The organism is Salarchaeum sp. III, assembly GCF_036418315.1.
Lineage (GTDB): Archaea > Halobacteriota > Halobacteria > Halobacteriales > Halobacteriaceae > Salarchaeum.
This window is the reverse complement of sequence record NZ_JAZHPG010000023.1, coordinates 1-25,725: the sequence shown is the minus strand read 5'-3', so window position 1 is coordinate 25,725 and position 25,725 is coordinate 1. Positions and strand designations below refer to the sequence as shown.

28 protein-coding genes and 2 tRNA genes are annotated in these 25,725 nt (G+C 65.7%); 17 read left to right on the top strand and 13 right to left on the bottom strand.

Annotated elements, in window-relative coordinates; translation table 11 throughout:
• The first annotated feature begins 92 nt into the window (after positions 1-92).
• The 5 genes from U3A55_RS06430 to U3A55_RS06410 all read left to right on the top strand — a co-directional run bounded on the left by U3A55_RS06430 (position 93) and on the right by U3A55_RS06410 (position 5,154).
• On the top strand, positions 93-1,757 hold the full coding sequence (locus U3A55_RS06430; protein ID WP_330990652.1) for a type II/IV secretion system ATPase subunit: 1,665 nt from the start codon (positions 93-95) through the stop codon (positions 1,755-1,757).
• Complete coding sequence (locus tag U3A55_RS06425) at positions 1,754-3,829, top strand: type II secretion system F family protein (protein WP_330990651.1); 2,076 nt, start codon at positions 1,754-1,756, stop codon at positions 3,827-3,829. Before U3A55_RS06430 ends, U3A55_RS06425 begins: the two co-directional genes overlap by 4 nt.
• On the top strand, positions 3,826-4,455 hold the full coding sequence (locus tag U3A55_RS06420; RefSeq protein ID WP_330990650.1) for a class I SAM-dependent methyltransferase: 630 nt from the start codon (positions 3,826-3,828) through the stop codon (positions 4,453-4,455). Before U3A55_RS06425 ends, U3A55_RS06420 begins: the two co-directional genes overlap by 4 nt.
• A gap of 211 nt (positions 4,456-4,666) precedes the next feature.
• Positions 4,667-4,737 (top strand) — tRNA-Gly (locus U3A55_RS06415).
• Between the two features lie 150 nt (positions 4,738-4,887).
• Positions 4,888-5,154, top strand: coding sequence for a hypothetical protein (locus tag U3A55_RS06410; protein ID WP_330990649.1), 267 nt, complete (start codon positions 4,888-4,890; stop codon positions 5,152-5,154).
• A gap of 1 nt (position 5,155) precedes the next feature.
• On the opposite strand, the gene U3A55_RS06405 is transcribed toward U3A55_RS06410, so the two are convergent.
• Genes U3A55_RS06405 through U3A55_RS06395 form a run of 3 tightly spaced genes read right to left on the bottom strand, consistent with a single transcriptional unit; the run spans position 5,156 to position 6,617 of the window.
• Complete coding sequence (locus U3A55_RS06405; protein WP_330990648.1) at positions 5,156-5,662, bottom strand: hypothetical protein; 507 nt, start codon at positions 5,660-5,662, stop codon at positions 5,156-5,158.
• A 53-nt stretch (positions 5,663-5,715) separates the two neighbouring features.
• Positions 5,716-6,141, bottom strand: coding sequence for an adenylyltransferase/cytidyltransferase family protein (locus U3A55_RS06400; RefSeq protein WP_330990647.1), 426 nt, complete (start codon positions 6,139-6,141; stop codon positions 5,716-5,718).
• Entirely contained in the window at positions 6,138-6,617 is a 480-nt protein-coding gene (locus U3A55_RS06395) for a Mov34/MPN/PAD-1 family protein (RefSeq protein ID WP_330990646.1), read from the bottom strand. Before U3A55_RS06395 ends, U3A55_RS06400 begins: the two co-directional genes overlap by 4 nt.
• A 95-nt stretch (positions 6,618-6,712) precedes the next feature.
• Here U3A55_RS06395 and U3A55_RS06390 point away from each other — a divergent pair, with 95 nt between their 5' ends.
• Positions 6,713-8,596 (top strand): DHH family phosphoesterase, encoded by a 1,884-nt coding sequence (locus U3A55_RS06390; protein ID WP_330990645.1) that lies wholly within the window; start codon positions 6,713-6,715, stop codon positions 8,594-8,596.
• On the opposite strand, the gene U3A55_RS06385 is transcribed toward U3A55_RS06390, so the two are convergent.
• The gene (locus U3A55_RS06385) at positions 8,535-10,112 is read right to left on the bottom strand and encodes a phospholipase D-like domain-containing protein (RefSeq protein ID WP_330990644.1); all 1,578 of its coding nucleotides are present in this window, start codon (positions 10,110-10,112) and stop codon (positions 8,535-8,537) included. The two genes, U3A55_RS06390 and U3A55_RS06385, sit on opposite strands and share 62 nt — an antisense overlap.
• 68 nt (positions 10,113-10,180) lie before the next feature.
• Here U3A55_RS06385 and U3A55_RS06380 point away from each other — a divergent pair, with 68 nt between their 5' ends.
• Positions 10,181-10,417: a hypothetical protein gene (locus tag U3A55_RS06380; protein ID WP_330990643.1), complete on the top strand. Its 237-nt coding sequence runs from the start codon at positions 10,181-10,183 to the stop codon at positions 10,415-10,417.
• Here the strand turns inward: U3A55_RS06380 and U3A55_RS06375 are convergent.
• The gene (locus U3A55_RS06375; RefSeq protein ID WP_330990642.1) at positions 10,414-11,712 is read right to left on the bottom strand and encodes a HEAT repeat domain-containing protein; all 1,299 of its coding nucleotides are present in this window, start codon (positions 11,710-11,712) and stop codon (positions 10,414-10,416) included. The two genes, U3A55_RS06380 and U3A55_RS06375, sit on opposite strands and share 4 nt — an antisense overlap.
• A gap of 23 nt (positions 11,713-11,735) precedes the next feature.
• On the bottom strand, positions 11,736-12,428 hold the full coding sequence (locus tag U3A55_RS06370) for a protein sorting system archaetidylserine synthase (protein WP_330990641.1): 693 nt from the start codon (positions 12,426-12,428) through the stop codon (positions 11,736-11,738).
• 88 nt (positions 12,429-12,516) lie between these two features.
• On the opposite strand from U3A55_RS06370, the gene U3A55_RS06365 reads away from it, so the two are divergent.
• Positions 12,517-13,005 (top strand): cupredoxin domain-containing protein, encoded by a 489-nt coding sequence (locus U3A55_RS06365; RefSeq protein WP_330990640.1) that lies wholly within the window; start codon positions 12,517-12,519, stop codon positions 13,003-13,005.
• Here the strand turns inward: U3A55_RS06365 and U3A55_RS06360 are convergent, their stop codons facing one another.
• The 4 genes from U3A55_RS06360 to U3A55_RS06345 are packed head-to-tail and all read right to left on the bottom strand — an operon-like array spanning position 13,006 to position 15,445.
• Entirely contained in the window at positions 13,006-13,638 is a 633-nt protein-coding gene (locus U3A55_RS06360) for a 30S ribosomal protein S3ae (protein WP_330990639.1), read from the bottom strand.
• Entirely contained in the window at positions 13,635-13,874 is a 240-nt protein-coding gene (locus tag U3A55_RS06355) for a KEOPS complex subunit Pcc1 (RefSeq protein WP_330990638.1), read from the bottom strand. Before U3A55_RS06355 ends, U3A55_RS06360 begins: the two co-directional genes overlap by 4 nt.
• Positions 13,871-14,980 (bottom strand): hypothetical protein, encoded by a 1,110-nt coding sequence (locus tag U3A55_RS06350; protein ID WP_330990637.1) that lies wholly within the window; start codon positions 14,978-14,980, stop codon positions 13,871-13,873. The genes U3A55_RS06355 and U3A55_RS06350 overlap by 4 nt, the downstream gene beginning before the upstream one ends.
• Complete coding sequence (locus tag U3A55_RS06345; protein ID WP_330990636.1) at positions 14,981-15,445, bottom strand: 30S ribosomal protein S15; 465 nt, start codon at positions 15,443-15,445, stop codon at positions 14,981-14,983.
• 212 nt (positions 15,446-15,657) lie between these two features.
• Between U3A55_RS06345 and U3A55_RS06340 the strand changes: the two genes are divergently transcribed.
• Positions 15,658-15,729, top strand: a tRNA-Ala gene (locus U3A55_RS06340).
• 55 nt (positions 15,730-15,784) lie between these two features.
• Here the strand turns inward: U3A55_RS06340 and U3A55_RS06335 are convergent.
• From U3A55_RS06335 to U3A55_RS06325, 3 genes are all read right to left on the bottom strand, one after another.
• The gene (locus tag U3A55_RS06335) at positions 15,785-16,183 is read right to left on the bottom strand and encodes a PIN domain-containing protein (RefSeq protein ID WP_330990635.1); all 399 of its coding nucleotides are present in this window, start codon (positions 16,181-16,183) and stop codon (positions 15,785-15,787) included.
• On the bottom strand, positions 16,180-16,398 hold the full coding sequence (locus U3A55_RS06330; protein ID WP_330990634.1) for an antitoxin VapB family protein: 219 nt from the start codon (positions 16,396-16,398) through the stop codon (positions 16,180-16,182). The genes U3A55_RS06335 and U3A55_RS06330 overlap by 4 nt, the downstream gene beginning before the upstream one ends.
• Positions 16,399-16,595: 197 nt before the next feature.
• Positions 16,596-17,414: a DUF7551 domain-containing protein gene (locus tag U3A55_RS06325; RefSeq protein WP_330990633.1), complete on the bottom strand. Its 819-nt coding sequence runs from the start codon at positions 17,412-17,414 to the stop codon at positions 16,596-16,598.
• A gap of 147 nt (positions 17,415-17,561) precedes the next feature.
• Between U3A55_RS06325 and U3A55_RS06320 the strand changes: the two genes are divergently transcribed.
• From U3A55_RS06320 to U3A55_RS06285, 8 genes are all read left to right on the top strand, one after another.
• Positions 17,562-17,708: a hypothetical protein gene (locus tag U3A55_RS06320; RefSeq protein ID WP_330990632.1), complete on the top strand. Its 147-nt coding sequence runs from the start codon at positions 17,562-17,564 to the stop codon at positions 17,706-17,708.
• Positions 17,705-18,883: a FecCD family ABC transporter permease gene (locus U3A55_RS06315; RefSeq protein ID WP_330990631.1), complete on the top strand. Its 1,179-nt coding sequence runs from the start codon at positions 17,705-17,707 to the stop codon at positions 18,881-18,883. The genes U3A55_RS06320 and U3A55_RS06315 overlap by 4 nt, the downstream gene beginning before the upstream one ends.
• The gene (locus U3A55_RS06310; protein ID WP_330990630.1) at positions 18,883-19,866 is read left to right on the top strand and encodes an ABC transporter ATP-binding protein; all 984 of its coding nucleotides are present in this window, start codon (positions 18,883-18,885) and stop codon (positions 19,864-19,866) included. The genes U3A55_RS06315 and U3A55_RS06310 overlap by 1 nt, the downstream gene beginning before the upstream one ends.
• A gap of 65 nt (positions 19,867-19,931) precedes the next feature.
• Positions 19,932-21,164 carry an ABC transporter substrate-binding protein gene (locus tag U3A55_RS06305; protein ID WP_330990629.1) on the top strand — a complete coding sequence of 411 codons (1,233 nt, stop codon included), beginning with the start codon at positions 19,932-19,934 and terminating at the stop codon, positions 21,162-21,164.
• Complete coding sequence (locus U3A55_RS06300) at positions 21,161-22,066, top strand: FAD-dependent oxidoreductase (protein WP_330990628.1); 906 nt, start codon at positions 21,161-21,163, stop codon at positions 22,064-22,066. The genes U3A55_RS06305 and U3A55_RS06300 overlap by 4 nt, the downstream gene beginning before the upstream one ends.
• Positions 22,067-22,126: 60 nt before the next feature.
• Positions 22,127-23,359, top strand: coding sequence for an ABC transporter substrate-binding protein (locus tag U3A55_RS06295; RefSeq protein WP_330990627.1), 1,233 nt, complete (start codon positions 22,127-22,129; stop codon positions 23,357-23,359).
• The gene (locus U3A55_RS06290) at positions 23,352-24,542 is read left to right on the top strand and encodes an ABC transporter substrate-binding protein (protein ID WP_330990626.1); all 1,191 of its coding nucleotides are present in this window, start codon (positions 23,352-23,354) and stop codon (positions 24,540-24,542) included. Before U3A55_RS06295 ends, U3A55_RS06290 begins: the two co-directional genes overlap by 8 nt.
• A 2-nt stretch (positions 24,543-24,544) precedes the next feature.
• Positions 24,545-25,725: ABC transporter substrate-binding protein (locus tag U3A55_RS06285; protein WP_442978281.1), on the top strand; the 1,181-nt coding region annotated here is incomplete at its 3' end.

The following is a 25,725-nucleotide window of genomic DNA, read 5'->3' as shown; positions in this document are numbered from 1 at the left end:
TATGTCGTACGCTACGTGTTCACACGGCTTGAACGTGACGCCGCCCCCGTCGCCGACAGGATTTAAGCGCGCGGCCCTCCAACCCCGAGTGAATGTCGAGCGAACTCTTCGACGGACTCTCCGACTCCCTCTCGACGCACGCCGCCGACCTCAAGTGGCGACTCCAGCGGCTCACGGACGTGCTTCGCGGCACCCACATCTCCGTCGAAGACTACCGCCCGAGCGAACACGACCCCCTCGTCGACTTCGACGGCCTCGACGGCTTCGAGGAAGTCGAACGCTACTGGGTGAACGCACCGTACGCGTTCATCAGCATCAACTACGACGACAACAACAACGAACACCGGTACGCCGTCGTCGAACCGAGCCTCGACGAGTTCGAACGCGACCTCCTCGACCAATTGTTCGAGGACATCCGGGACACCCTCATCTTCAGCGCGCGCTACGACGCCGACGACCCCGAGCGCGTGCTCCGCGACCAGATGCGGGACTTGCTCTCCGAGTACGGCGTCGTCGTCGAGACCGAGAGCTTCCACCGGCTGTTCTACTACCTCTTCCGGGCGTTCGAGGGGTACGAGAAAATCGACCCCTTGATGCAGGACAACCACATCGAGGACGTGTCCTGTGACGGCTACGACATCCCCATCTTCGTCTACCACGACGACTACAGCGACATCGAGACCACTGTGGAGTTCGCCGAGGACGAACTCGACTCCTTCGTCGTGCGGCTCGCCCAGCAATCGGGTCGCCACATCAGCATCGGCGACCCCGTCACCGAAACCACGCTCCCGGACGGTTCGCGCGCCGAACTCGCGCTCGGCCAGGAAGTGACGCCGCGCGGGAGCGCGTTCACCATCCGCCAGTACGACGAAGAACCGTTCACGCCCGCGCGCCTCATCGACTTCAACACGTTCGACCTCGACCAGATGGCGTACCTCTGGCTCGCCATCGAATCCAACAAATCCCTCATCTTCGCCGGCGGCACGGCGTCCGGGAAGACCACGTCGATGAACGCCATCTCGATGTTCGTCCCACCGCGTTCGAAAGTCCTCACCATCGAGGACACGCGCGAACTCACGCTCTACCACGACAACTGGCTCTCCTCCGTCACCCGCGAATCTCTCGGAGAGAGCGACGACATCACGATGTACGACCTCCTCCGGTCGGCGCTCCGCCACCGCCCCGAGTACATCATCGTCGGCGAGGTCCGCGGGAACGAAGCGATGACGCTCTTCCAGGCGATGAACACCGGACACACGACGTACTCCACGATGCACGCGGACAGCGTGCAGACCGTCATCAACCGTCTGGAGAACGAACCTATCAACGTCCCGCGCGCGATGATTCAGAGCCTGGACATCCTCTGCGTGCAAACCCTGACGTACGTCGGGGACGACCGCGTTCGCCGCAGCCGCACTATCGCCGAAATCGAGGGAATCGACCAGCGTACTGGCGACCTCGACTACTCCACGGCGTTCGAGTGGCGCGCGAGCGACGACAGCTTCCAGCAGTTCGACAGCGTCGTCCTCAACGAGATTCGTGACGAGCGCGGCTGGTCGCGCGGCGAACTCCTCCGAGAACTCCGAAACCGGAAGAAAGTCCTCCAGTACCTCGTGGAGAGCGGCGTCACCGACTACCGGCAGTTCACTGCACTCGTCAACGAGTACTACGCGCACCCCGAACGCACCGTCTCCCGCATCGAGGGTCGCGTCGACGCGGACATCACCGACGCCGACGTGGTCGCGGACGAGGGATGATTCTCGAACTTCTCCCGCTGTTCGTCATCCTCCTCGGATTGGGCGTGCTCGCACTCGCGCCCGTCATCCCCCGTATCGACCGCGTGCTCACGCGTGTCGCACTCGCGGCGTTCGGAACGTACGCCCGGCAGCGCGAACGCGCCAACACGCGCCAAGTGCAGACGCTGCACGGCGCGCACATCGATACCACGTACCGCGTGTACGCCGCGAAGACATTCCTCTACGCCACCATCGCCGCACTCGTCTCGAGCCTCCTCACCGTCTACCTCGTCGCCGCCATCCTCATCCTCCTGCTCGCGCCGAGCGGCGCCGCGCTCCGCGCACGCCTCCCCGCCACCATCTCCTCGCTCGTCGGGAGCGGGAGCCTCTCTGCCCTCCAGTTGTTCGTCGTCTTCCTGTTGAGCGCCGCGACCGTCGGTGTCGCCGCCGCGCTCGCCACCTACCGATTCCGGTGGTCGATGCTCTCCTACCGGGCGAGTGAACGCCGCCGCCGTATCGACGCGACGCTCGAACGGAACGTCGCGTTCATGTACGCGCTCTCCCGGAGCGGGATGGCGTTCCCCGAAATCCTCCGAATCCTCGCGCGCAACCGCGACGTGTACGGAGAAACCGCGACCGAGATATCAGTCGCCGTGAAGGACATCGACCTGTTCGGCGCGGACGTCATCGGCGCGATGCGGCGCATGGCGAACCGCACGCCCAGCGACGAATTCAGCGAGTTCTGTGAGAACCTCGTGAGCGTCCTCCAGAGCGGACAAAGCCTCCCGAACTACCTCCGAGACGAGTACGAGTACTACAAGGAGGAAGCCGAATCCCAGCAACAGCAGTTCCTCGAACTGCTCGCGACGCTCGCCGAAGCCTACGTCACCGTGTTCGTCGCCGGCCCGCTCTTCCTCATCACCATCCTCGTCATCGTCGGCCTGGTGTCCGGCGGAATGCTCCCCGTCCTCCGCGCCGTCGCCTACCTCGTCCTCCCGCTGGCCACGCTCGGGTTCGTCGTCTACCTCGACAGCGTCACCGAGGACTCCAACATCACGCGGGAGGAGCGCGGAGAGCGCAGCGAGCCCCTCTTCAAGGATATTCCGCTACGGAGCGAAACCAGAGTCGCGGACGGCGGCCAGCACGATAACATCGCCCGCCTCGCCATCCACCGTCGTCTCGAACCGATTAAACACCGGCTCCGCAATCCGATCGAACGCATCCGTGCGAACCCTGAATCACTCCTCCTGCTCACGATACCGCTCGCACTTCTCTACGTCGGCATCGACGCGTGGTTCGCGTACACCGCGGGCGACTTCGGCCTGCGCGCCATCGACGACGCGGTCATCCTCGCGTCCATCGGCGTGCTCGCGACGTACGCCGCCGTCTACGAACTCGAAAGCCGCCGCATCAAGAACATCGAGGCCGCTATCCCCGACCTGCTTGAACGCCTCGCGAGCACGAACGAAGCCGGGATGCCTATTGTCGCGAGTTTCGGCCGCGTCGTCGGAAGCCAGCTCGGGTCGCTCTCGGAGGAATTGAAGAAGACGTGGGCGGACATCCAATGGAACGGCCGCGTCGGACCCGCGCTCGAACGCTTCGAGGACCGCCTCCAGACGACGACGGTGACGCGCGTCGTCACGCTCACCACGAACGCGATGAACGCGAGCGGCGACATCGGCCCCGTCCTCCGCATCGCCGCCGACGAAGCGAAGGCGACCCAGCGCCTTCGTCGCGAACGTCGGAACGAACTCCTCACCTATCTCGTCGTCATCTACCTCGCGTTCTTCGTCTTCCTCACCATCGTCGTCGCGCTCGACACGATGTTCATCCCGAGTCTCCCCTCGGGTGAACTGTTCTCCGTCAGTTCGCCCGCGGGCGGGTCCGTGACCGGCATCGGGTCGCTCGGCATCGGCGGCGCGGATGTCAACAAGGCCGCGTACAGTCTCGTGTTCTTCCACACGTGCGCCGTCCAAGCCGTCTGCTCAGGGTTCGTCGCAGGCCAGATGGGCGAGGGAAGCGTGAAAGCCGGCGCGAAACACGCGACCGTAATGCTCCTCATCGCCTACGTCGTCTTCATCGCATTCGCATGACGCGGAACGTCCACGAGACCTACGACCGCATCGCGCGCCACTTCTCGCAGACCCGCGAGTACGCGTGGCCTGAAGTCGAGGCGTTCGTCTCCGACGCCGAATCTGCGACGCGCGCACTCGACATCGGGTGCGGGAACGGCCGACACACCGAGCTGCTCGCCGGCCACGCGGACGCGGCCGTCGGCGTGGACGCGAGCCGCGGGCTGCTCGACGAAGCCGCCGCTCGCGCCACCGACCGCGGGTTCGATGCGACGCTCGTTCAGGGTGACGCCGCCCGGCTTCCCGTCCGGGACGACACGTTCGACCTCGCGGTGTACGTCGCGACAATTCACCACTTGCCGACGAGGGACGCTCGCCGCGCGAGCCTCGACGAACTCGCGCGCGTCCTCACCGATGGCGGTCGAGCGCTCGTGAGCGCGTGGAGCACCGCACACTCGAAGTTCGACCGAACCGACGGGTTCGACACGACCGTCGACTGGACGCTCCCCGGTGGCGACACCGTCCCGCGGTTCTACCACATCTACGCGCCCGACGAGTTCCGCGCGGACATCGACGCTTCGGCGCTCTCGCTCGTCGACTTCGAGCTGTCCAGTGGGAACTGCTACGCGACCGTTACGAAGGGCTGACAGTCCGGACGCACGGATTCGCTACGCGGCGTCCGAACGTTCATCAGTCCGCGCAACGGCACACACTACAGCAACACCTCCCGCTGGTCCCGCCATCCTACTTGAACCCTCCCGCGAAAGGAAACATCAATAAACGCCCACCGGATAGGACGAAGCGAGCACCGATGTTGAGCAAACCGCCGGTTTGCGATGCACGGTGTGAGCGACGTGAGCACCGATGGTCTAGTGGCAGGACCTGAGCCTTCCAAGCTCATGGCCCGGGTTCAAATCCCGGTCGGTGCATGTTTCTCCGAGTGAAACGAGGTGAACTGACGGGGAGTTGAGCTAGTCAGTCGCAGCGCCTGTCGGACGACCGTCTGACGCGGTTCAAATCCCGGTCGGTGCATTTCCTGTCGCGGTACGGCTTTGTGGGTGGGTTCTCTGGTGGGTGGTATGTCCGAGTTCGAGTCCGACCTGGAGACTGCGCGTTCGCTCCTCAACCGTGACGATCTGGATGGATTCTTCGTTGGTGTGGTGGATGACGAGGAGTTGGATTACGTGTTGTCGCACGAGTTCGAGGATGCGGAGACCACGGGTATGCGGGCGTTGAGTCTGCTGGCGGCGCACCTGGAGTCGTTCTCGACGCAGGCGGACGTGCCGCCGGAGCAGGTGGCTGAGGACGTGGTGCGGTTGTTGGACGCGCAACCCGGAGACGAGTAGGTTAGCAGTCGCCTTTCGTACAGCCGTTGTTCCGCCAGATTCGCCACTCGCCGTTGTAGGGGCGGAGACCGATGGTTTCGCTGCCCGGCTGTGGCGTTCCGTCGTCGGGCGTGATGGTCATCGAGACTTCGACGGCGGCCGCGTCGTCGGCGCGGTCCACGACTTCGACACGCTCTACCCTCGCCTCCTGGGACGGGACGGAATCCTCGGTTACGGGGAGGTACGCGCTTGGGCTCTCTGGATGCGTGAACGAATTCGCGCGCTCTACTTTCCCGTCAAGGAACGCGCCGTAGAACGCGCGCGCCACCGCCGTCGGTGTGTTCTCCACCGAGGCTGCGTTAGTCGCTGTCGTCGTCTTGTTCGATGTTGTTCCCTCCGATGTCCTGTCGGTGGTCGTTCCAGCGGTCGTGTCGGTCACGTTGGGCGCGTTACTCGTGCTGTCCGTGCAGCCGGCGAGGCCGGTTGCGAGGGTTCCGGCCGCCGCGGCGAGAACGGTTCGGCGTCGCATAGTGGCCACTCAGGCTGAACGTCCGTAAGACTACTGGAGGGGACAGAGCTGCGTCAGCAGCGCCGGTCGAGGATGCGGTCGACGATGTCGCCGGTGGAGAGCAGTTCGTCCTCGTGCTGGGGTTCGCGGGGGGACGCGCGCTCGACGGTGCAGTCGATACCCCGGTCGTCGAGTTCGGCCTGAATCGCCGCGGAATCGTGGTGTTGGTCGTAGCCGAGCGCGATGACATCCGGGTCGATATCTTCGATGGGGGCGAAGATGTCCGTCGGGTGGCCGATGCGCGCGTGGTCGACCATGTCGAGTGCGGCGACAACGTCACGGCGCTGTTCGTTCGAGAGAACTGGCTTCTCCTTGTGGCCGACGTTCTCGCGGCGTGCGATGATAACGTGGAGTTCGTCGCCCATGTCCGCGGCGTCGGTGAGGTAGTGGACGTGTCCGGGGTGGAGGATGTCGAACGTGCCCTGCGCGACGACTTTCATAGTTCCTCGTCGATGTCCGCCTGCGTGAAGTCGAAGAACGATTCGGGGTCCGGGAGGTCCACGTCGAGCACGTCGAGCGAGCGCGGTTCTCCCTCACGGTCGAACGCCCGCCAGCAGTCCGACTCGTAGGGCGCGCCCATGATAACGTGGACAGTCCACTTCCCGAACATCGACCGGTCGGCCGCGCTCGGTTCGAGCACGCCGTTCGGGTGGGAGTGAATGCTCCCGACTGTGTGCGAGTCGTTCGGCACGAGGTTCGACTGGAGGGTCGCCTGCACGGGGCTGGATTCAGTGCCGGGGACGACGAGCACGTCCGTGATGATGTCGCCGTCGGCGTCGACGCCGAGCTCCCTCGCGGGCGTGCCGCGCAGAACGCCGAGGTACTCGTCGGGGTGCGTGTCGGCGGCCGCCGACAGCGCGAACGAGAGCGTGTCGGCCGCGATGCCGACGACCTCCCGCCGCGAACGGAACAACATACGAGGTAGTCGCGGCGCGGCGACTCTAAGGGTTGCGATACCCCCGAGTCGCCCTTTCGGGAGAGTTAAAAGCCGCGACACCCACCTGTGTCCTAATGAGTGACTCTCGTTCTGACGACCGACCGGTCGTCTATCGGCTCTCCCCCGACTGTACGTCGGACGCCATCGAGGTCGGCGAACGCTACCACGCCCGCGTGAACGGCGTGGTCGAGTACGGCGTGTTCGTCGATATCTCCAAGCACGTCTCCGGACTCGTTCACGAGTCTGATATGCCCGCGGAGGCGTCGTACGATGTCGGCGACGACCTCGTCGTCGAACTGACCGCGGTCCGCGACAACGGCGACCTCTCCTTCGAACCCGTGTCGCTCGACGACTACGAGACCGTCGAGCGCGCCGTGCAGTACGACGTGACCGCGGTCGACACCCTGACCGACCGCGTCGGCGACACCGTCCACCTCGAAGGCGAGGTCGCGCAGGTGAAGCAGACCGGCGGCCCGACGATTTTCCGCGTACGCGACGAAACCGGTATCACGCCCTGTACGGCCTTCGAGGAGGCCGGTGTCCGCGCGTACCCCGATGTCGGTCTCGAAGACATCGTGCACGTCACGGGCGAAGTCGAGACGCGGGAAGGGAGTATCCAGGTCGAAATCGAGAACGTCGAAGTCCTCGACGATCCGGCTGCGACCGACCTCCGCGAGCGCCTCGCCGCCGCTGTCGCCGAGCGCGCCGACCCCATCGATACGGAGGCTCTCGTCGAGTGGCCGGCGCTCGAAGGCCTCCGCGACGACCTCCGCGAGGTTGCGCGCCAACTCCGGAAGACCGTTCTCGAATCCCGCCCCATTCGAATGCGTCACCACGCGGACGGTGACGGGATGTGTGCGAGCGTCCCCGTCCAGCTCGCCCTGGAGCAGTTCATCGACGCCACCCACCAGGACGACGACGCGAAACGCCACCTCCTCAAGCGCCTCCCCTCGAAAGCTCCCTACTACGAGATGGAGGACGCGACCCGCGACCTGAACTTCGGTCTCGAAGACCAGGCGCGCCACGGCCAGAAGCTCCCGCTCCTCCTCATGCTCGACAACGGTAGTACCGAGGAGGACACGCCCGCGTACGAGGCGCTCGACCACTACGACATCCCGATTCTCGTCGTCGACCACCACCACCCCGACCCCGAGGCAGTCGACCCGTTCGTCGACGCGCACGTCAATCCCTACCTGCACGGCGAGGACTACCGCATCACCACGGGCATGCTGTGCGTCGAACTCGCGCGCATGATTTCGCCCGAACTCGACGGCGAACTCGACCACGTCCCCGCGGTCGCCGGGCTCTCCGACCGCTCGAAGGCGGACGCCATGTCGGACTACCTCTCGCTCGCCCGCGACGCCGGCTACGACGAGGAGTTCCTCCACGACATCAGCGAAGCCCTCGACTACGAGGCCTACATGCTCCGGTACGACTCCGGTGCGACCCTCGTGAACGACGTGCTCAACGTCGGCGGCGACGAGGAACGCCACCGCGACCTCGTGCCGTTCCTCGCCGAGAAAGCGGAAACGGCCGTCGACCGCCAGTTGGAGGCGGCGATGCCGCACGTCGAACACCGCACGGTCGCGAACGACGCGAACCTCTACACCATCGACGTGGAGGAACACGCCCACCGCTTCCAGTACCCCGCCCCCGGGAAGACCACGGGCGAGATTCACGACGAGAAGGTCGTGGAGACGGGCGAACCCGTCATCACCATTGGCGTCGGCCCCGACTTCGCCGTCCTCCGCAGTGACGGCGTGCGCCTCGACATCCCCCAGATGGTGTCCGACCTGAACGACGAACTCCCCGGCGCCGGCGTCTCCGGCGGCGGCCACCTCGTCGTCGGCAGCATCCGGTTCGTGCCCGGGATGCGCGAGCAAGTGCTGGACGCGCTCATCGAGAAGATGGCGGACGCGGAACTCGACGAGGAACTCCGCTCCGCCCCGACCCGCTGAACGACACCCGCCGCCACATTACTCCTGCCGCTCCGAGCACGATGCCCACCGTGACGGCGAGCACGCAGAGCGGGAGGCGCCACACGCCGCCTCGCCAGTCCGCGCGGAAGACTCTCGCGTAGTAGTCCGCGACTGCGCCACCACGCAGTTGGACCATCACCTCCCGGTTCTCCACGACGGACTCGTGGTTCCAGTTCAGGCTCCCGACTAGTGCCGCGTTTTCGGTGACGACGCCCTTCACGTGGAGGTGGTCGAAGCGCGAGCGCGGGTCGACGACGCGTGCACGCAACGGCAGTCCCTCATCGCGTGCGGTCGTTCGAAGGCGCTCCACGAGCGCGCGGTTCTCCTCGCGGACGTACCACGCGCCGCCGAGCAGCACGCGCGTACGGACGCCTCTCCTGGCGGCGTCGAGCGTGGCGTTCAGGAAGCGGGCGTCGTCGATGTGGACCTGCTGGACGAGCAGGCGCTCGGACGCGTTCCGGAGCACGCCGAGCGTCGTCTGATGGCCGTCTTCGGGCGTGACGAACACCGACGCGTCCGCGGTTCCGTTCCACGCGGCGAAATCGCTCCGATACGCGGCGGTCGCGGGCGCGCCGTCCTGGAACGTCGCGTTCGCGCGGTACGTCGACCAGGCGACCCCGTCGCGCCACGTGCTGTCCGCCGCGTGAACTGCCGCGAGGTGGTCGGCCACCGCGGGGTTGCGGAGGACGACGCCCCAGCCGCGGGTGGCGTGACCGCCGACGCCGCCGGGTTTCCAGTTCTCCGAGGTGACGAGCGCGCGGTCGTCAACGACAGCGTACTTCGCGTGGTGGTACGCGTACCGCGACCGCGGCCCGTCGAACACCCGCACCTCGACCCCCGCGGCGGCGAGGTCGCCGAGCACGCGCGCCGAGTTCACGGCGACGCCACCGACCGGCCCACCCTCGACGAGCACGCGAACCCTGACACCGCGGTCGGCCGCGGCCGCGAGCACTCGAGCGACCCGCGGCGAGGAGAACGTGTACCCCGCGAGGAGCACGCGCTCCTCCGCGCCGCGGAGCGCCGCGAGCACTCTCTGGGGTGCGTCCGGGAGCGCGAACGCCGACACAGCCACGTCGCTCGCCGTCGCCGTCTGGAAGTCGGTCGCGCCGAGCGGCCGCCACCCGCCGTCAGCGAACACCTCGCTCTCGGGCGCGTTCTCGTACGTCAGTCTGTCCACGACCGTCCCGTTCCGTCGGAGGACGAGCGTCTCCCCGCCGTTCGCCAACCGCGGGAACCCCGGTACGCGAACGACGCGGGCGTCCGTGAGGTTCCTGGCGAGCGCGGGGTCTGCGGCGAGCGCGACCAGCCCGGAGACTGTTCTGTCGGGGAGCCTGACGGTGGTTTCGCCGTCCGCGAGCGTGTACGCTCCGAGGCTGGTGTTCTCGGGGACGGAGAGCGTGACGTACTCGCCGCGGTCGCCGTCCGTCGCCGGGTTCGGAACGACGCCCGCGAACGAGACCGAGAGGACGAGCGCGAGCGCGAGGACGCGGAACACGACCCGTCTGGGCGCGGCTTCCGATATGAACCCTCGGGGTTTTTGCGGTCGCGTTCCTCGAAGCCCGCATGGACCTCGTAGAGACGCTGCGTCTCGCAAGCTACGCCGCGGGCGCGCTCGGCGGCGCGCTGCTGTTCGTCGAAACGTTCCAACTCCCGAGCTACGTCGAGTACGACACCGACTTCGGGTCGTATAGCGTCCAGCTCAATCCGCAGGAGGCGAGCGAGTACACGTGGATCGGCAGAATCGGCTTCCTCCTCGTCGCGCTCGCGTTCGCCGGCCTGTTCGTCGCCGTCTTCCTCTAGGCGTCCAGCGCCGCCACCGCTTTCTGCGCTTCCTGCTGGATGATGAAACTCCGTTCGTCCGCGTAGTCGGCGGCGGCGTCGAGCGCGCGTTCCGTCCCGATCTGTACGAGCGCCCACGCTGCGCTCGCGCGCACGCTCTCCGATTCGGTCTCGTCCGCGAGCACGTCCGCGAGCGGGTCGATGGCGCGCGTATCGCCGATGAGGCCGAGGGAGCGCGCGGCGACGCTGCGAACGCTCTCGTTCTCGGCGACGAGCTGGTTCGCCACGTCCTGCGTCGCCTCCGGCGACCCGATTTCGGCGACCGCGCGCAGGCCCGCCTTCTGGAGTTGCGGGTTCGACTCCGACTCCGTGTACTCCTGCACGGCGTCAAGCGCGTCCTCGCTCCCAATCTTCCCGAGGGCTTCGATGGCGGGAATCTCTCGGCGGTTCGCGAGTTCGCGCAGTTTCTCCAGCGCGTCCTCGTTCCCCATGTGTTTGAGCGCGTCGAGCGCGTGACGCTTCATGAACTCCGAGTCCCCCATCTTCTCCAGGAGCAGGACCACCATCTCGGGGTCGTCGCGCTTCTGCCACTCCTTGAGCGCGCTCCACTCCGGGGGGAAGTCCTTGAACTTCCCGCCGAGCGACTCGTAGTAGCCGTCCCGGCGGAGTTGCTCGCGAACGGACAGGTCCGTCCACTCCTCCGCGTCCTCGACACCCGCTTCGAGGTCGTCCGTCGCGTTGAGGAGCGCCGCGATTTCCTCGGCGTCCTCGTCGGCGTCCAGTTCGGCGCCCTCAACCGCCGCCACGAGGTCGTCGAACACGGCCGTCTCGAGGTCGTCCGGCGCGCTCACGTCCGTACCGAGCGTGTCGTTCACGGTCGTCGCGAACGCCTGCACGGTGTCGACCACGGCTTCGCGTCCGTCCGCCGTCCACCGCGTCCCGTCCACGGTCGTTTTCACGCCGTTCACGTCGCTCACCACGTCCTCGGCGTAGGGGCCGCGCTGGTCCTCGACGCCGCTCCGAACGTCGGAGAGACGACTCTCCAGTTCCTCCCGTGGGTCCTCGGCGTCCTCCTCGTCCTCGTCCGGTTCCGGGAGGGCGGCGTCTTCGAGGTCCGCCTCGATGTCGTCGAGCGTCTCGTCGACATCGTCGAGGTCGGTCTCGGTCTCCGCCGATTCGAGCGCGGCCTCCGCGTCGTCCAGACGCTCCTCGAACGCCGCGACAGTCCCCGGTTCGGGTTCGGCGTCAGTCTCCGCTTCCGCCTCCGACTCGGCCTCAGCGTCGTTCTCGGCCGAGTCCGCGTCCTCGTCGCTCATACACGATGGTTCCGCCAGTACGCCTATGAGGGTTTCCCTTCGGTGCGCGGATAGAACCGGGGGGCGAGAAGGAGGTAGGCGAGCGCGAACGCGAGCAGGACGCGGGGGAAGGCGTGGGTCGCGACCTCCGGTGCGAGCAGTGCAAGCGCCTGCACGACACCCATCGCGAGCGCGTGCGCCGGCCGGAGGTCGGGGTAGGGGATTCGACTCACCATCAGCGCGACGAACGCGGCGAGCGCGGCGAGGAGGACGAGCGGCGTCGCGCCGGCGAGCAGTCCCGCGGCGAGAATCGTTCCCGCGAGCGTCGTCTGCACGCCCCGGGTCTCCGCGCGCTCGGTGTCGTACGCCGTATAGAGCCCTAATCGCACCACCGCCGCGGCGACGAACAGCGCACCCACGAGAACCGACGCGAGGACGGGTACCGACTCCGCGGCGTTCGCGTTCGACACCGCGGCGAACACGAGCGCGGCGGGCGCGACGCCGAACGACGCCACGTCCGCGAGCGAGTCGAGGTACTCGCCGACGGCCGTCCCGCCGTACCGTCGAGCGAGCAGGCCGTCGATAGCGTCCACGATGGCCGCGAGGAGGAGAACGCGCGCGGCGAGCGACACGCTCACCGTCGCCGCCGCCACCGCAGCGAACCCGAGGCCGGCGTTCACGCTGGTCGCGACGTCCGCCGCTCCCAGCCGTCCCGCGAACCGTGGACGCGGTCGCATACCCACTCGTCCGCCAGCGGCGTCCTTACGTGTTTATATCGGACGACGGGACCGGGTCGCCTATTAGGTCGGCCGCGAAAGGTCGTGTATGGACCGTCGTTCGTTCCTCGCGGCAGCCGGCGCGGTCGGCGCGACGGGTGTCATCGCCGGCGCGGCGAGCGTGCTCGCGGACTCGACCGACTACGACGTGGCGATGCGGTCGAACGCGTTCGCGCCCGTCGACGACAAGGCAATCGACGTGCCCGCGGACGCCCCTGGCTACATTCCCGAGGGCGTGCCGACCATCGAGGTCGAGGTCGGCGAGCCCGTGACGTGGCAGAACACGGGTACCCGCTACCACACCGTCACCGGCGTCGCCGCCGCGATGCCGGACGGCGCGGACTACTTCGCGTCCGGCGGCTACGACACCGAATCCGCAGCGCTCGAGAGCTTCGAAAAAGAAATCGGTGGCGGCGGCGCTATCCCACCGAGTAAGTCGTACACCCACGTTTTCGACGTTCCCGGCTGGTACTACTACTACTGCATTCCCCACGAACCCGCGAACATGGTGGGGAACGTGAGAGTCGTCGAAAAGTAGTTACGCTTCGTCCTCGTCCTCGACGTCGACCGAGGTCTCCTCTTCCTCGTAGACCTCTTCGGGGTGCGCTTCGAGCGTCGTCTTCCCGATTTCGACCCGGCGGAGCGGGTAGATAGTCTTCGCGTCGTTGTAGATGGCGGAGGAGAGACGGCCCTCGACGATGGAGTCGACGACGTCCTCGAACGCGCGTTCGGTGGCGGCCGTCTCGACGATGTCGATCATCGTGCGGCGGATGGCCTTGCGCTGGGACTCGTCGGCCTGCTTCGTCGTGTACGCCTCGGGCTGAATCTTGATGCGGTAGTCGTCCGCGGTGCGCGCGACGATGACCGCGTGAATTTTCGAGGAGCCGCGGCGGACGAGGCTGCGCTTGTAGTCGCGGGAGAGTTCGTGCTTCACGAACGACGTGTACGCGGTGTCGCTACCGACGTCGTCCACCTGGAAGGTGAGTTTGACGTTGTTCTCGCCGCTCTGGTCGGTGATTTCGCCGAGCGTCGTTTCGATGGTTCGGTTGATGACCTGTTCGGGCTCGGAAGCGAGGGTTTCACCGAGTTCCGCGCGGTCGAACTGTTCGGGCGCGAGAACGGTGTACCACCGCTTCTGCTGGTTCTTCTTGGAGACGGATCGTTCGCTCATTGTTGTGTAGTGTTGAATCGGTGTGCGTGCTGTGCGACTTCGGATGCAACGGTGACGTTGACGGTGTAGTCGTCGAGCGTCGTGCGGAGACCGCCCACGGTGGGGCGTTCGATGTGCGTGACGACCGATTCGTCGCGCACGTCGGTCCGCATCTGGGCCGTGTTGTCGGGTCGGACTGCGTTCGCGACCAGTTCGGGGTGCTCGACGCGGGTGCGGACGGTCGCGTTCCGCGTCATAGTTCCCCCCGAACGGTTTCCGCGAGGTTATCGATGAGACGGGTGCTCGCTGCGAGCGTGTCGCGGCCGCCGACGTAGTCGGCGCCGACGACGGCCGCGAGAACGCGGCGTGCATCGGTGCCGGTCGTCGCGAGGGCGGCCGACTCGTCGGCCGTGGCGAGCACTGCGGGTTCCGTCGAGTGGAAGTCCCGCGCGAGGCGCGCCACCAGCCACGGGTCGGCATCGCCGGCGTCGACGGTGACGAGGCCGCTGTACCGCTTCGGCTCCGATGCCGCGAGCGCGGCGTGAACCGTGCTCGCGGCCTCCCGCCACGCGTCGAGCGTGTCCGCGCGGTCGCCGCGACCGAGCGCGAACGCCGCTCCGACGCCGGGCGCGGTGCGTGCGACCGCGTCGAGCACGTCCGCGTATCCCTCGATAGTCTCGAAGGAGCCGTCCGCGACGACGTACGGGCGGAGGACGCGAGACAGCGCGTCCGCGGCGCTCGCGGGCGCGTCGTCGGTTACGTCGAGCGCGACCCGCGAGGCGAGCCGGCGGTGCGCGTCCGCGTCGAGGTCGGCGGGAAGCCCGAGTTCGGCGAGCAGCGCGCCCGCCATCCCTTCGTCGCCCGAGAACGGGCCGGAGAGACGGGTCGAGTGCGCGAGGCCGTCCGCGAGGTCGGCGACCGGAATTCCGACGCCGGGCCGTCGCGAGACGGCCGCCGCGTCGAGCAGGTCGCCCTGTGGCGTCCAGCCGGCGGAGACAGCGCCCGCGAGCGCCAACTCGGGGTCGGCTGACTCCGGCGCGAGCCGGTCCGCGACCGCGTACGCCGCGAGCGCGAGCGGGTCGTCCGTATCGAGCGGCTGGGCGTCCTCGCCGGCGTCCACGCCGATAGCGAGCGCCGTGTCCGACGCCGCCACCGACGCGACCCGCGAGCGCGCTCCCTCACGCGACCGCGTCAGCGACACCTGGTACGGCGTCCCCAGCGCGTCACACGCGCGAGCGAGCTGGCCCGCGGCGGCGAGGCTATCGCCGTCCGCGTGCGCGACGGCGTACACGAACGCCGCGTCACGCACGCGCTCGGCGAGCGCCGCCGACTCGAACGATGCAGTCCGTCCCGTCGCAGCCATCTATTCGAGGATGTCGACCGCGGTGTCGTACGAGTACGTGAAGTCCTCGTCCAACTCGTCACCCTGATAGTAGTCTACGAGGCGACGGATCTTCGACTCCGTGTTCTGGAGCGCGCGACGGTTCTGGTGGTCCTGTCCGTTCTCGTTCACGTGGTCGCGAAGTCGAACAGCCTTCTCCATCAGATTCCGGAGGTCTGCCGGAACGTCGGCGCGCGCGTCGTTCTCCTCCAGGATTTCCGTGACGCTCTTCCCCGTTGCCAGGGAGACGTCCGGAACCGGCGTGCCCTGCACGCCCTCGTCACGGAGCTTCAACCCGATCTGGCTCGGGTCGAATCCCTGTTCTGCGAGTTCGACGACGCGCTCTTCGATGGCGTCCTCGTCAACGTCACTCCACTCCGGCGGCTCGTCAGCCACGGGCTTCTCCGAACCGGATTGCCCGCGGCGTCGCGTATGCATTCGTGCCATTGTTGATGATTGGAACCGCACGAACCGCAAGCGGCACGCTGGTGTGCCGGCACTACCGCATTCCCAAGCCACCCAATCGGATGGCGAGTCGGAACTACGGCCGTGCTGTTCCCTACAGAACACGACTGGGCCGAGCCTCTAAAGCGTTTCACTTCCCCCGCACTCCGAACCGAGGGTCTTATATGGAAACCCCGGCCAACAAATGAACGCGAGGGCTCGTAGATCAGTGGTAGATCATCCCCCTGGCACGGGGAAGGCCTCGGGTTCAAATCCCGACGAGTCCACTCCGGGTCTCACTTGTTTTCGCCCCGTGTCGTTGATTCGTCCGGTCCGTTGTGGTTATACGTCGCCACGGAGGTTAGTAACGTTCATTAAGTCTGTGAGCAATTTGGTTTCGAACTCGTCGTCGGCGACGACGAGTTCCGCGCCCGTGGAGCGCGCCGTCGCGGCGATTAGTAAATCACGTGTCGCCATTCGCTCCCCGTCGTCGAGCAGTTGGTCCTGTATTCGCGCGGCTTCGAGGGCGATGTTCTCGTTCAAGTCGAGGGCGTGGACGCCACCGAAGTCTTGGCGGGCTTCGACGACATCGGTCGAGCCGACGCCCAGCTCGCCGTTGCTGACTTCGAAGACGCAGAGGGATGACGTGAGGTAGGGTTGGCCGCGGTCTTCGACGTACTCGACGACAGCGGGGACGCCTTCGAGCATGTCGATGATGACTGAGGAGTCGAGGAAGGTCACCGGTCGAAACTCTCCCGCGAGCGCTTCACGGCGTTTCGCGCGCGGTCGGCCTGGTCTTCGCTCCACGCGCCGACATTGATCGGTTTCTCGCGTTGTGCGAGGCGTTCGAGGAGTTCGTCGAACGTCTCGTCATCGTGTTTCAAGCGCTCTAGGAGCTCCTTTGTCTCGTCCGAGACGCGGAGTGTCGTACCTATTTGTATACATCCTGTATACAATAGTATCTATCTTACGCCGACCATCCCGCTCCCGGTAGCCCGTTGCACTCCTGTTTCGGGTCAACGACGTACAGGATGTTGTTCCGGACCGCCCTCCGCTCGTCATGGACTGTCATGCGTTCGTGTTCTGTGCTGTTTCAGAAAACGGTTTCCCGGGAGGGGACGCAGCTCAGTGGTGGCGTTCGAGGGGCGTCCGTTCACGAGGAGTGGTCGTCCGAGACCGGGGCGAGAGTGCGGCTGTGTGCTGGACGGGGAGTGGTGGTGAGTGTGAGGTGCCAGCTGTCGGATGTGACGCCGGTGGCGGCGGTGACGGCGGTCGCGGTATCGGTTCCGAGGGTGAGGGGGAGCGTAGGGAGTGCGCCGTCGGTGGGCGTGAGGAGGTAGCCGGTGAGGGTGACGTAGTGGGTGGCCGGGTTTCGTTCGTCCTGGACGTGGGTGTAGGTGTCGAAGAGGCCGGCGGCGTGGAGGCGGTCGAGGGCGGTGGCGGGGTCGGTGGGGGCGCTGGGGAGTTTGTCGGCGGAGGTGGCGACGATGGCTGCTTGCGTCGTGGGGTCGAGCTGGGTGTCGAGTTCGCTGGCGAGGCGTTCGACGAGGTGGCGACAGAGCCGGGACTGCCCGGTGGTTTCGGCGGCGTCGAGGTAGGCGTCGAGGACGGCGTTCTGGACATCGTTATGGTTGCGTTCGGCGAGCGTTTCGAAGACGGCGGCGGCGATTCGATGGCAGTGTTCGACGTGCGTCGCGGGTGTGTCGGGATCGAGGGGTGTGTTGACGAGGTCAGTGGTTTCGAGAGCGATGGGGTCGGTGCAGGGAACGCGGGGGTCGTAGCGGCGGAGGGTAGCGCGGTACTGTTCCGCGAGGCGGATGGCTTCGGCGGCGGTCTCCCGGTCGGAGAACCGACGGTCGTCGATGGGGACGACGCGGTTGTTCGTGCGGCCGCAGGTCACCGTGTAGGTGCCGTCGGGGGTTGCGAGCGTTTCGATTCGCGACCGGAGGCCGGTGAGTGTGTCGCCGAGCATGTGTGGTCGGGTTGTGAGCGTGGGGCGGACCCCACCGGATTATTTAGGCCAGCCTAAATAGTCGTGGTGGTGTCCGGCAAAACCCTCTCCATTTAGGTAGGCCTAAAATCCGTAGCGCTTATACTCCCTTAGGCTAGCCTAAAACCCGTGACTCGGAACGACCACACGGCTCGAACGCTACCACGCCGGAACGCGCTCGCGAACGCGCGTTCCCCCGTGCGCTCGGTAGCGTCGGCCGAAACGGCCGACGAACCGACCAGCCACCGCGACGGCCCGGAGGTGTCGCCCGCGTGAGTTCGCGCGTCTCCGACCGGAACCAACACCGCTCCCGGCGCGCGGAAGAGGGACGTCTCGCCTGGGTTCGCGACCCGAAACTCCTCGGCCTCTGCGCCGCGAGCACCGCGCTCGTCGTCGCGTTCGGCCTCGTGCAGGTGACGTTCGGCTCCTACTCGATGTCCGTCCCTGCCGCGTGGTCGGCGGTCTTCGACCCCGCCGTCCTGCTCGACGCGCGCTACCTCCTCAACTACTTCCTCGGCGACGGTCTGATGCGCACCATCACGGGCTTCCAGGGCGAGGAACTCCCGCAACTCGCAACCGAGACACTCATCGTCTGGAGCATCCGGCTGCCCCGCGTCTTCGTCGCGGCCTTCGTCGGCATGAACCTCGCCGTCTCGGGCGCCATCTTCCAGGCCGTCACGCGCAACGAACTCGCGAGCCCGTTCATCCTCGGCGTCTCCTCCGGCGCCGGCCTGATGATACTGCTCTCGCTCGTCGTGTTCAGCAGCCTGACCGCCCTTCTCCCTATCGTCGCCGCGGTCGGCGGCACCGTCGCCTTCCTCATCGTGTACGCTATCGCGTGGAAGAACGGCACAAGCCCCGTCCGCCTCGTCCTCGCCGGCGTCATCGTCGGCACGGTGTTCAGCTCCCTCCAGACGGCGATGTTCTTCTTCGCGGAGGACATCGGCGTCGTCCAGACCGCCATCTCGTGGACGACCGGCTCCCTCACCGGCGTCGGCTGGGAGCAGGTCCGCACCATCCTCCCCTGGACATTCCTCTCGATGTTCCTCGCGGTCCTGAGCGCCCGCCAACTCAACGTCCTCCTGCTCGGCGAGCAGACCGCGCGCGCCCTCGGCGTCTCCGTCGAGAAAGTCCGATTCGCGCTCTCCGGCGTCGCCGTTCTCGCCGCCGCCGCGAGCATCGCCGTCGCCGGCATCGTGAGCTTCGTCGGCCTCATCGTCCCCCATCTCGTGCGGACCGTCGTCGGCAGCGACTACAAGAAACTCGTCATCGGCTGCCTGTTCGCCGGCCCCGCGCTCATGGTCGCCGCGGACGTGGGCGCACGCCTCGGCATGATGGTCATCACCGGCGCGAACAGCGGCCAACTCCCGGTCGGCATCGTCACGGGCCTCATCGGCGGCCCGTACTTCCTCTACCTGATGCGACGCAAACAGAACCTCGGTGAAATATGATGGACTTCCTCCATAGCTCAGTGTTCGCAGCGAGCACGGACGCGACGACGGACGCATCGGCCGACGGCACGGCGAGCGACGACCCGAGCGCGGAACTACTGCCCGGCGCCACGGACTCCGGGTCGCTCTCCGGGAAGGAACTCGTCGTCGGCTATCCCGGCACCGAGGAACCGGTCATCGACGGCGAGACTATCGAAATCGCCGCGGGCGAGGTAACGGCGCTCATCGGCCCGAACGGCAGCGGGAAGAGCACCCTCCTGAAGACGCTCGCGAAACAGCTCGACCACGACGCGGGGTCGGTCTTGGTGGACGGCCAAAACATCCACTCGCTCGACGCGAAAGCGCTCGCGAAACGCCTCGGCCTGCTCTCCCAGCAGAGCACGTCCCCGAACAGCCTCACCGTCGAGGACCTCGTCTATCACGGCCGCTACCCCCATCGCGGGTTCTTCGAGGAGGTGACGATGGAGGACCAGGACGCCGTGAACCGCGCGATGGAACTCGCCGGCGTCACCCATCTCTACGACCGCGAACTCGGCAGTCTGAGCGGCGGACAGAAACAGCTCGCGTGGATCGCGATGACGCTCGCACAGGAGACGGACATCCTCCTGCTGGACGAGCCGACGACGTTCCTCGACCCTCACCACCAGCTCGAAGTCCTCGAAATCGTCGAGCGCCTGCACGACGAGAGCGACATCACGGTGGTGCTCGTCCTGCACGATATCGAGCAGGCGGCGCGGTACGCGGACCACGTCGTCGCGCTCCGCGAGGGCGAGATTCAGGCGCGCGGCGCGCCCGACGAGGTGGTGACGGAGGAGCTGCTCGCGGACGTGTTCCGCATCGAGGCCGAGGTCACTCAGGACTCGAACGGCCCGTCGATTACGATGGTTCGCCCGATCCACGACGACACAGGCGCGGATTCGGCGGACGACGCCGGTGAAAAGTCGTCGACAGGCACTGAGTCGGGGTCGGACGCGACCGAGTAGTTTCGTTTCTCACGTTTCCCACCAGTTTCAGCAACGCTTATATACTTTTAGGCTAGCCTAAAGGTATGGTACGCGACTTCGACGCGCTCACCGATACAACACGCAGAGACTATCTCAAGGGTGGCAGCGGCCTCCTCGTCGGCGGTCTCCTCGCCGGCTGCTCCAGCGGGAACGACAGCACGGCCACCACGACCACCGACACCACCACGAGCGACACGACCGATGAGACCACGCAGGGAACGACCGTGGCGGAGTTCCCGTACACCGTCTCGATGGCCCCGATGGGCGACGTGGAGTTCGAGAAGGTCCCGGAGACCATCTTCACGCGGCTCACCCACCTCGCCGGGATGGCGTTCGCGCTCGGCCGCGGGAACGACGTGAACGCGATGCACGCCCCCGGCTACTACGACGCGCTCTGGAATCAGTTCACGCCCCGACTCCCCGGCGTCGAACTCGACTGGACTGGACTCTACTCCTCGTGGAACGTCACGAAGGAGAAGCTCTACAGCCTCGACAGCGACATCCACCTCGCCGACCCCGCCAGCGTCCTCGCGCTCGACTCCTGGGACATGGCCGACATCGAGGAGATAGCCACCAACATCAGCCCCTGGTTCGGGAACCACTACAGCCACCGCCACACGGAACCGCCCGAGGCGTACGCCGACAGCTACGAGTACTACACGCTCTGGGAGCAGTTCGAGAAGGTCGCGCAGGTCTTCCGGGACGAAGCGAAGTACGAGGCGCTCGAGGCGGTCCACGACGACGTTATCGACACCATCGAAACCGACCTCCCGGCCGAGGCCGACCGTCCGAGCATCGTCATGGGCGGCTTCACCGACCCGAGCGCTCCCTACGTCTACAACGTCGACACGCCCGGGTTCCTCACCGCGCACGTCCGCCCCTTCGAACCCGTGGACGCGTTCGGCGACGACGTGCAATCCGGCTCCCGGGTCGACATGGAGGCGCTCGCGGAGGCCGACCCCGACATCATCCTCATCTTCGGCGGACTGCACCCCACGTACGACATGGCCGAAATCCGCACGACGCTCAAAGACGACCCCGTCGCTCAGACCATCACGGCCGTCGAGAACGACCGTATCTATCCGCAGGGCGGCCGCTACCAGGGCCCGATTCTGAACCTCTTCCAGCTGGAGATGACCGCGAAACAGCTCTACCCCGACCAGTTCGGCGAATGGCCGGAGTACACCGACGGGGCGTATCCCGAACTCCCCGAGAGCGAGCAGTTCTTCGACCGCCAGCACGTCGCCGACGTCATCACCGGCGACTTCGAGTCGTGAGCACCCCGGACGCGGAGTCCCCTCTCGATGTCGTCGTGGTCGGTGGCGGACCCGCAGGCTGTTCAGCGGCGGTGTTCGCCGCGCGGTACGGCCTCACTACGACCGTGTTCGACCGCGGGAAGTCGTCGCTCCAGCGCTGTGCGTACCTCGAAAACTACCTCGGCTTCCCCGCGGGAATCGATGTCGAGACGTTCTACGCCCTCATCCACGACCACGTCGAGGAAGCGGGCGCCGAACTCGTCCCGGACATGGTTCAGTCGGTGGAGCGCGCCGCCGATGGCGGGTTCGTCGTCGAACGACAGGAGGGAGACGCCGTTCGCGCGCGCCGCGTCGTCGCCGCGACCAGGTCCGACGCGGACTACCTTCGGCCGCTAGTGGGCGACGAGGCGTTCGTGGAGCACACGCACGACGGCGAGACTCACGAGCACTTCGACCCCGAGTACGCCGACTCCGAGGGACGGACGCCCGTCGACGGCCTCTACGTCGCGTCGCCCGCGGGCGAGCAGGATGTGCAGGTCGTCGTGGCGGCCGGCCGTGGCGCGGCCGTCGGGCGCGCCCTCCTCGCGGACGTGCGGCGCGAACGCGGCTACCCCGAAATCGTGGCGTCCCACTACGACTGGCGGCGGCGCGACGCCGAACTGACCGACGAGTGGCGGAACCGTGACCGCTGGCGCGAGCTGTTCGCCGAGCGAGCGCCGGACGACCTCGACATCGAGGACGACCGCGTCGTCGAGCTCCGCGAGCGCGAGATCGACCGCCGGTTCGACGCCTACCTCGACGAGGAGGAAGTCACGGCCCGAACCGAGCGCGCGCACGACCGCCTGCTGGAGCACATCGACGACGAGCGCATTCTCGCCGCCGCCCGGAAGATCGAAGCCGAGCGCGCCGACGAATCGGCGTAGCCCGACCTCGGCCTTCCGAATAACCGAAGAAGCTATACGGTTTTAGGCTAGCCTAAAAATATGTCTGGCGACGACAGACGACGACTGGCACCGACACGGCGTAACTACGTCAAGTACGGCGGCGCACTCCTCGGCGGTGGACTGCTCGCCGGCTGTGCGGGGAACTCGGACAGCGAATCGACGCAGACCACGCCCACGGAAACAGAGACGACCACCGACGCCACGGGAACAGAGACGGAACCACCGTACACGGCCGAAATAGCGCCGGTCGGGAGAGTCAGCCTCGAGGAACCGCCGACGAACGTGTTCACGCACTTCCCGTGGTTCGCGGACATGGCGAGCGCGCTCGGCAGGGGTGACACGATCAATAACGTCTGGTGGAGCGGTACCACAGAGGCGCTCAATTACTTCACCGACGGCTTCAACGACTTTGAAATCTCGTGGCGCGACCGAACTGGAGAGTACGGCTTCACGAAGGAACAGTTGTACGAACTCGACAGCGACCTCCACCTCGTCGACCCTGCATGGGTGACCACGCAGGACAACTGGAGTCGGAGCGACATCAGCGAAGTCTCGAACAACATCGGCCCCTGGTTCGGGAACTACTACAGCGGCTCGCACGGCACTCCCCCCGAAACGTGGGCCGACGAGTACGAGTACAACACGCTCTGGGAGCTGTTCGACGGTGCGGCCAGTTTGTACGGAGAGCGGTCGCGGTACGAAGCGCTTGCAGCCGTCCGCGACAACCTCCTCGAAAGAATCGAAAACGGGCTGCCACCGGAGTCGGAACGACCGACCGCCGCATACCTCTCTATCGAAACGGATCTGTCCGCTATCTATGCACTCCGTTTGAACTCTTTGGGCTACTGGAACTCCCACACTCGACCGCTCGGTGCCGTCGACGCGTTCGGCGGTCAGGAGTTTAGCGGGCCGTTCAAGCGGATCGATATGGAGGCACTGCTGGAAGTCGACCCGGACGTGATACTCGCACTCTGGACGGTCACAGAGACAGTTGACTTCGAGCAGATGGAGAAGAACCTTCGAGACGACCCCGTCGGAAGCGAGGTTTCCGCTGTCCAGAACGATCGGGTGTGCGTGCAGGGAACGCGATGGCAGGGCCCGCTGATGAACCTCTTCCAGCTGGAGATGACGGCCAAACAGTTGTACCCAGAGCAGTTCGGCGAGTGGCCTCGCTACCAGAACGGCGACACGTATCCGGCGTTCAGCTCGGACGAGCAGCTGTTTGACCATCAGCGAGTCGCAGATATCCTCCGTGGTGAGTTCGATGCGTAGCGATTCCGTCGAAATTCCAACGCGGCGGGAGTTCGTCAAGTCCGGTGGTGCCGTCCTTGGCGGTACAGCCCTCGCTGGCTGTGCAAGTAATGTGTCTCGCTCCTCACAAACAGAACCGTCCCGAACCACCGGAGCTGAGAATACGACACCCCCGCAGTCGATCTCGGCGACGCTCTGGCCCGCCGGAGAAATCGAGCTTGATGCAGTCCCGGAACAGGTCTTCACTGACTTAACCCATCACGCGGGAATGGCGCTTGCAGTCGGCCGAGCCGATGCCGTCAACGCGACCTGGGGTGGTGACGCAGCTACCCAGATGTGGAACAGTTACCTCGAACGGCTCGACGGCGTTTCCGTCGAGTGGAGTGACCTCCCCAATTCGTTCAATCCCGACAAGGAACTGCTCTACGAACTCGATAGCGATCTCCATCTCGCAGATCCCGCATACATGACGTGGATGGACTCGCTGAATCGCGCCGATGTTACTGAGATCGAAGAGAACGTCGCACCGTGGTTCGGCAACACATTCAGCAACACACACGGTTCCCCGCCCGAGGAATGGAGCGACGTGTACGAGTATTATACGCTGTGGGGGATTTTCGAGCAAGTCGCTAAGCTCTTCCAGGCCGAAGATCGGTACAACGCGCTTGCTGATATTCACACCTCCGTGCTTGCGTCGATCGAGCAAAACCGTCCACCCGTAGACGACCGACCGACGGCCGTGACTCTCAAAGTGGTCGACGAGTCACTGTGGGTATACTCCCTCAACGCGCCGGGATTCACCTATGCACACACGCGCCCGCTCGGAGCGACAGATGTGTTCCCGGAGTTATCGAGCAGCCGGCAGATCGATTACGAGGCGCTAGCAGAGCACGACCCGGACGTTATCCTCATCGCCGAAATGATGGGGCACTCCGGTATCGAGGAGGTTCGGAGCACGTTCGAAGAGAATCCAGTCGCCCAGCAGCTCAGCGCGGTGACGAACGACCGCGTGTACGCTGGCGGCGTACGTAATCAGGGGCCAGTTATCAACCTCTTCCAGTTGGAAATGACCGCCAAGCAATTCTACCCGGAGCAGTTTGGCGACTGGCCGACCTATACCGGCGGCCCGTATCCTGAAATCCCAACTGACGAACAGCTATTCGACCGGCAACGAGTTGCAGATATCATCAACGGAGACCTGTAACCATGAGCGAAAGTGACATCACTCGAAACGAAGAATCGACGCGGCGAGACTACTTGAAGTACGGTGGGGCGATTGTCGGTGGCGGCCTGCTCGCCGGCTGTAGCGGGCAGTCGGATTCGGAGTCACCATCGACACAAACGACCACCGACGACTCGTCAACCGCGACGGATACCACCACGTCGGAAGACGAGAGCTACTCGGTGACGATGGCACCGGCGGGCACCGTCGAGTTCCAAGAGCCGCCGGAGAGCGTGTTCACAATTCTCGTTCATCACACTGACATGGTCGTCGCGCTCGGTCATGGGGACGCCCTCAACGCCATGTACAGCCCGGCGAACTTCGAGGGGAATTACGACAAGCTTCTCGAACGTCTCGATGGAGTTTCAGTCGAATGGTCGGACCTCTACAACTCCTGGAATCCGAACAAAGAAACTCTCTACGAGCTTGATAGCGACATCCACCTGGCTGATCCGGCGTACGTCTCGACGATGGACGCCTGGGATACCGCGGACGTCGAGGAAGTCCGTACGGAAATCGCGCCGTGGTTCGGAAACTCGCTCAGTCGGAACCACACCGAACCGCCAGGTGACTGGGCGGATCAGTATCAGTATCAGTACTACACGCTCTGGGAGATCTTCAACAACGTAGCGCAGGTCTTCCAGGAGCAGGAACGATACGACGCGCTCGCTGACGTCAAAGCCGGTCTCGATTCGGCGATCGATTCCAATCTCCCGACCAGCGGTGAACGGCCGCGAACGGCGCGGATTATGACGTCTCCGGAGCTGGATACGATCTGGACGTTCCACATGAACGGCCCGGGATTCATTCGGTCGCATACGCGCCCGTTCGGGGTCACCGACGTCTTCTCCGATATCCCGGAAGCGACCACAATCGACCTGGAGGCTCTCCTGGAAGCCGACCCGGACGTCATTCTCGTTGAGAACGCATTCGCGCGGAGCGAGGAGTGGCGAACCGTGAAAGAAAACTTCCACAGTAATCCGGCCGCAAAAGAAATTCAAGCGGTGAAAAACGACCGCGTCTCTCCGCTCAGCGCCAGATACGGCGGCCCGAACATGAATCTCTTCCAGTTAGAGTTGGTCGCCAAGGAACTCTATCCCGAGCAAATCGGGAAGTGGCCGGACTACGACGGCGGCCCGAACCCCGACTTCGATAACTCTGAACA

Bases quoted from the DNA above. Each gene is read 5' to 3' on its own strand.
- U3A55_RS06400 (WP_330990647.1), bottom strand. From the start codon at position 6,141: ATGAAAGTCGTCGCGCAGGGCACGTTCGACATCCTCCACCCCGGACAC.
- U3A55_RS06310 (WP_330990630.1), top strand. From the start codon at position 18,883: ATGGACTTCCTCCATAGCTCAGTGTTCGCAGCGAGCACGGACGCGACG.
- U3A55_RS06405 (WP_330990648.1), bottom strand. From the start codon at position 5,662: ATGCGACGCCGAACCGTTCTCGCCGCGGCGGCCGGAACCCTCGCAACC.
- U3A55_RS06375 (WP_330990642.1), bottom strand. From the start codon at position 11,712: ATGAGCGACGAGGACGCGGACTCGGCCGAGAACGACGCTGAGGCCGAG.
- U3A55_RS06355 (WP_330990638.1), bottom strand. From the start codon at position 13,874: ATGACGCGGAACGCGACCGTCCGCACCCGCGTCGAGCACCCCGAACTG.
- U3A55_RS06370 (WP_330990641.1), bottom strand. From the start codon at position 12,428: ATGCGACCGCGTCCACGGTTCGCGGGACGGCTGGGAGCGGCGGACGTC.
- U3A55_RS06380 (WP_330990643.1), top strand. From the start codon at position 10,181: ATGGACCTCGTAGAGACGCTGCGTCTCGCAAGCTACGCCGCGGGCGCG.
- U3A55_RS06305 (WP_330990629.1), top strand. From the start codon at position 19,932: ATGGTACGCGACTTCGACGCGCTCACCGATACAACACGCAGAGACTAT.
- U3A55_RS06325 (WP_330990633.1), bottom strand. From the start codon at position 17,414: ATGCTCGGCGACACACTCACCGGCCTCCGGTCGCGAATCGAAACGCTC.
- U3A55_RS06350 (WP_330990637.1), bottom strand. From the start codon at position 14,980: ATGGCTGCGACGGGACGGACTGCATCGTTCGAGTCGGCGGCGCTCGCC.
- U3A55_RS06290 (WP_330990626.1), top strand. From the start codon at position 23,352: ATGCGTAGCGATTCCGTCGAAATTCCAACGCGGCGGGAGTTCGTCAAG.
- U3A55_RS06390 (WP_330990645.1), top strand. From the start codon at position 6,713: ATGAGTGACTCTCGTTCTGACGACCGACCGGTCGTCTATCGGCTCTCC.
- U3A55_RS06360 (WP_330990639.1), bottom strand. From the start codon at position 13,638: ATGAGCGAACGATCCGTCTCCAAGAAGAACCAGCAGAAGCGGTGGTAC.
- U3A55_RS06365 (WP_330990640.1), top strand. From the start codon at position 12,517: ATGGACCGTCGTTCGTTCCTCGCGGCAGCCGGCGCGGTCGGCGCGACG.
- U3A55_RS06345 (WP_330990636.1), bottom strand. From the start codon at position 15,445: ATGGCACGAATGCATACGCGACGCCGCGGGCAATCCGGTTCGGAGAAG.
- U3A55_RS06295 (WP_330990627.1), top strand. From the start codon at position 22,127: ATGTCTGGCGACGACAGACGACGACTGGCACCGACACGGCGTAACTAC.
- U3A55_RS06425 (WP_330990651.1), top strand. From the start codon at position 1,754: ATGATTCTCGAACTTCTCCCGCTGTTCGTCATCCTCCTCGGATTGGGC.
- U3A55_RS06430 (WP_330990652.1), top strand. From the start codon at position 93: ATGTCGAGCGAACTCTTCGACGGACTCTCCGACTCCCTCTCGACGCAC.
- U3A55_RS06395 (WP_330990646.1), bottom strand. From the start codon at position 6,617: ATGTTGTTCCGTTCGCGGCGGGAGGTCGTCGGCATCGCGGCCGACACG.
- U3A55_RS06420 (WP_330990650.1), top strand. From the start codon at position 3,826: ATGACGCGGAACGTCCACGAGACCTACGACCGCATCGCGCGCCACTTC.
- U3A55_RS06410 (WP_330990649.1), top strand. From the start codon at position 4,888: ATGTCCGAGTTCGAGTCCGACCTGGAGACTGCGCGTTCGCTCCTCAAC.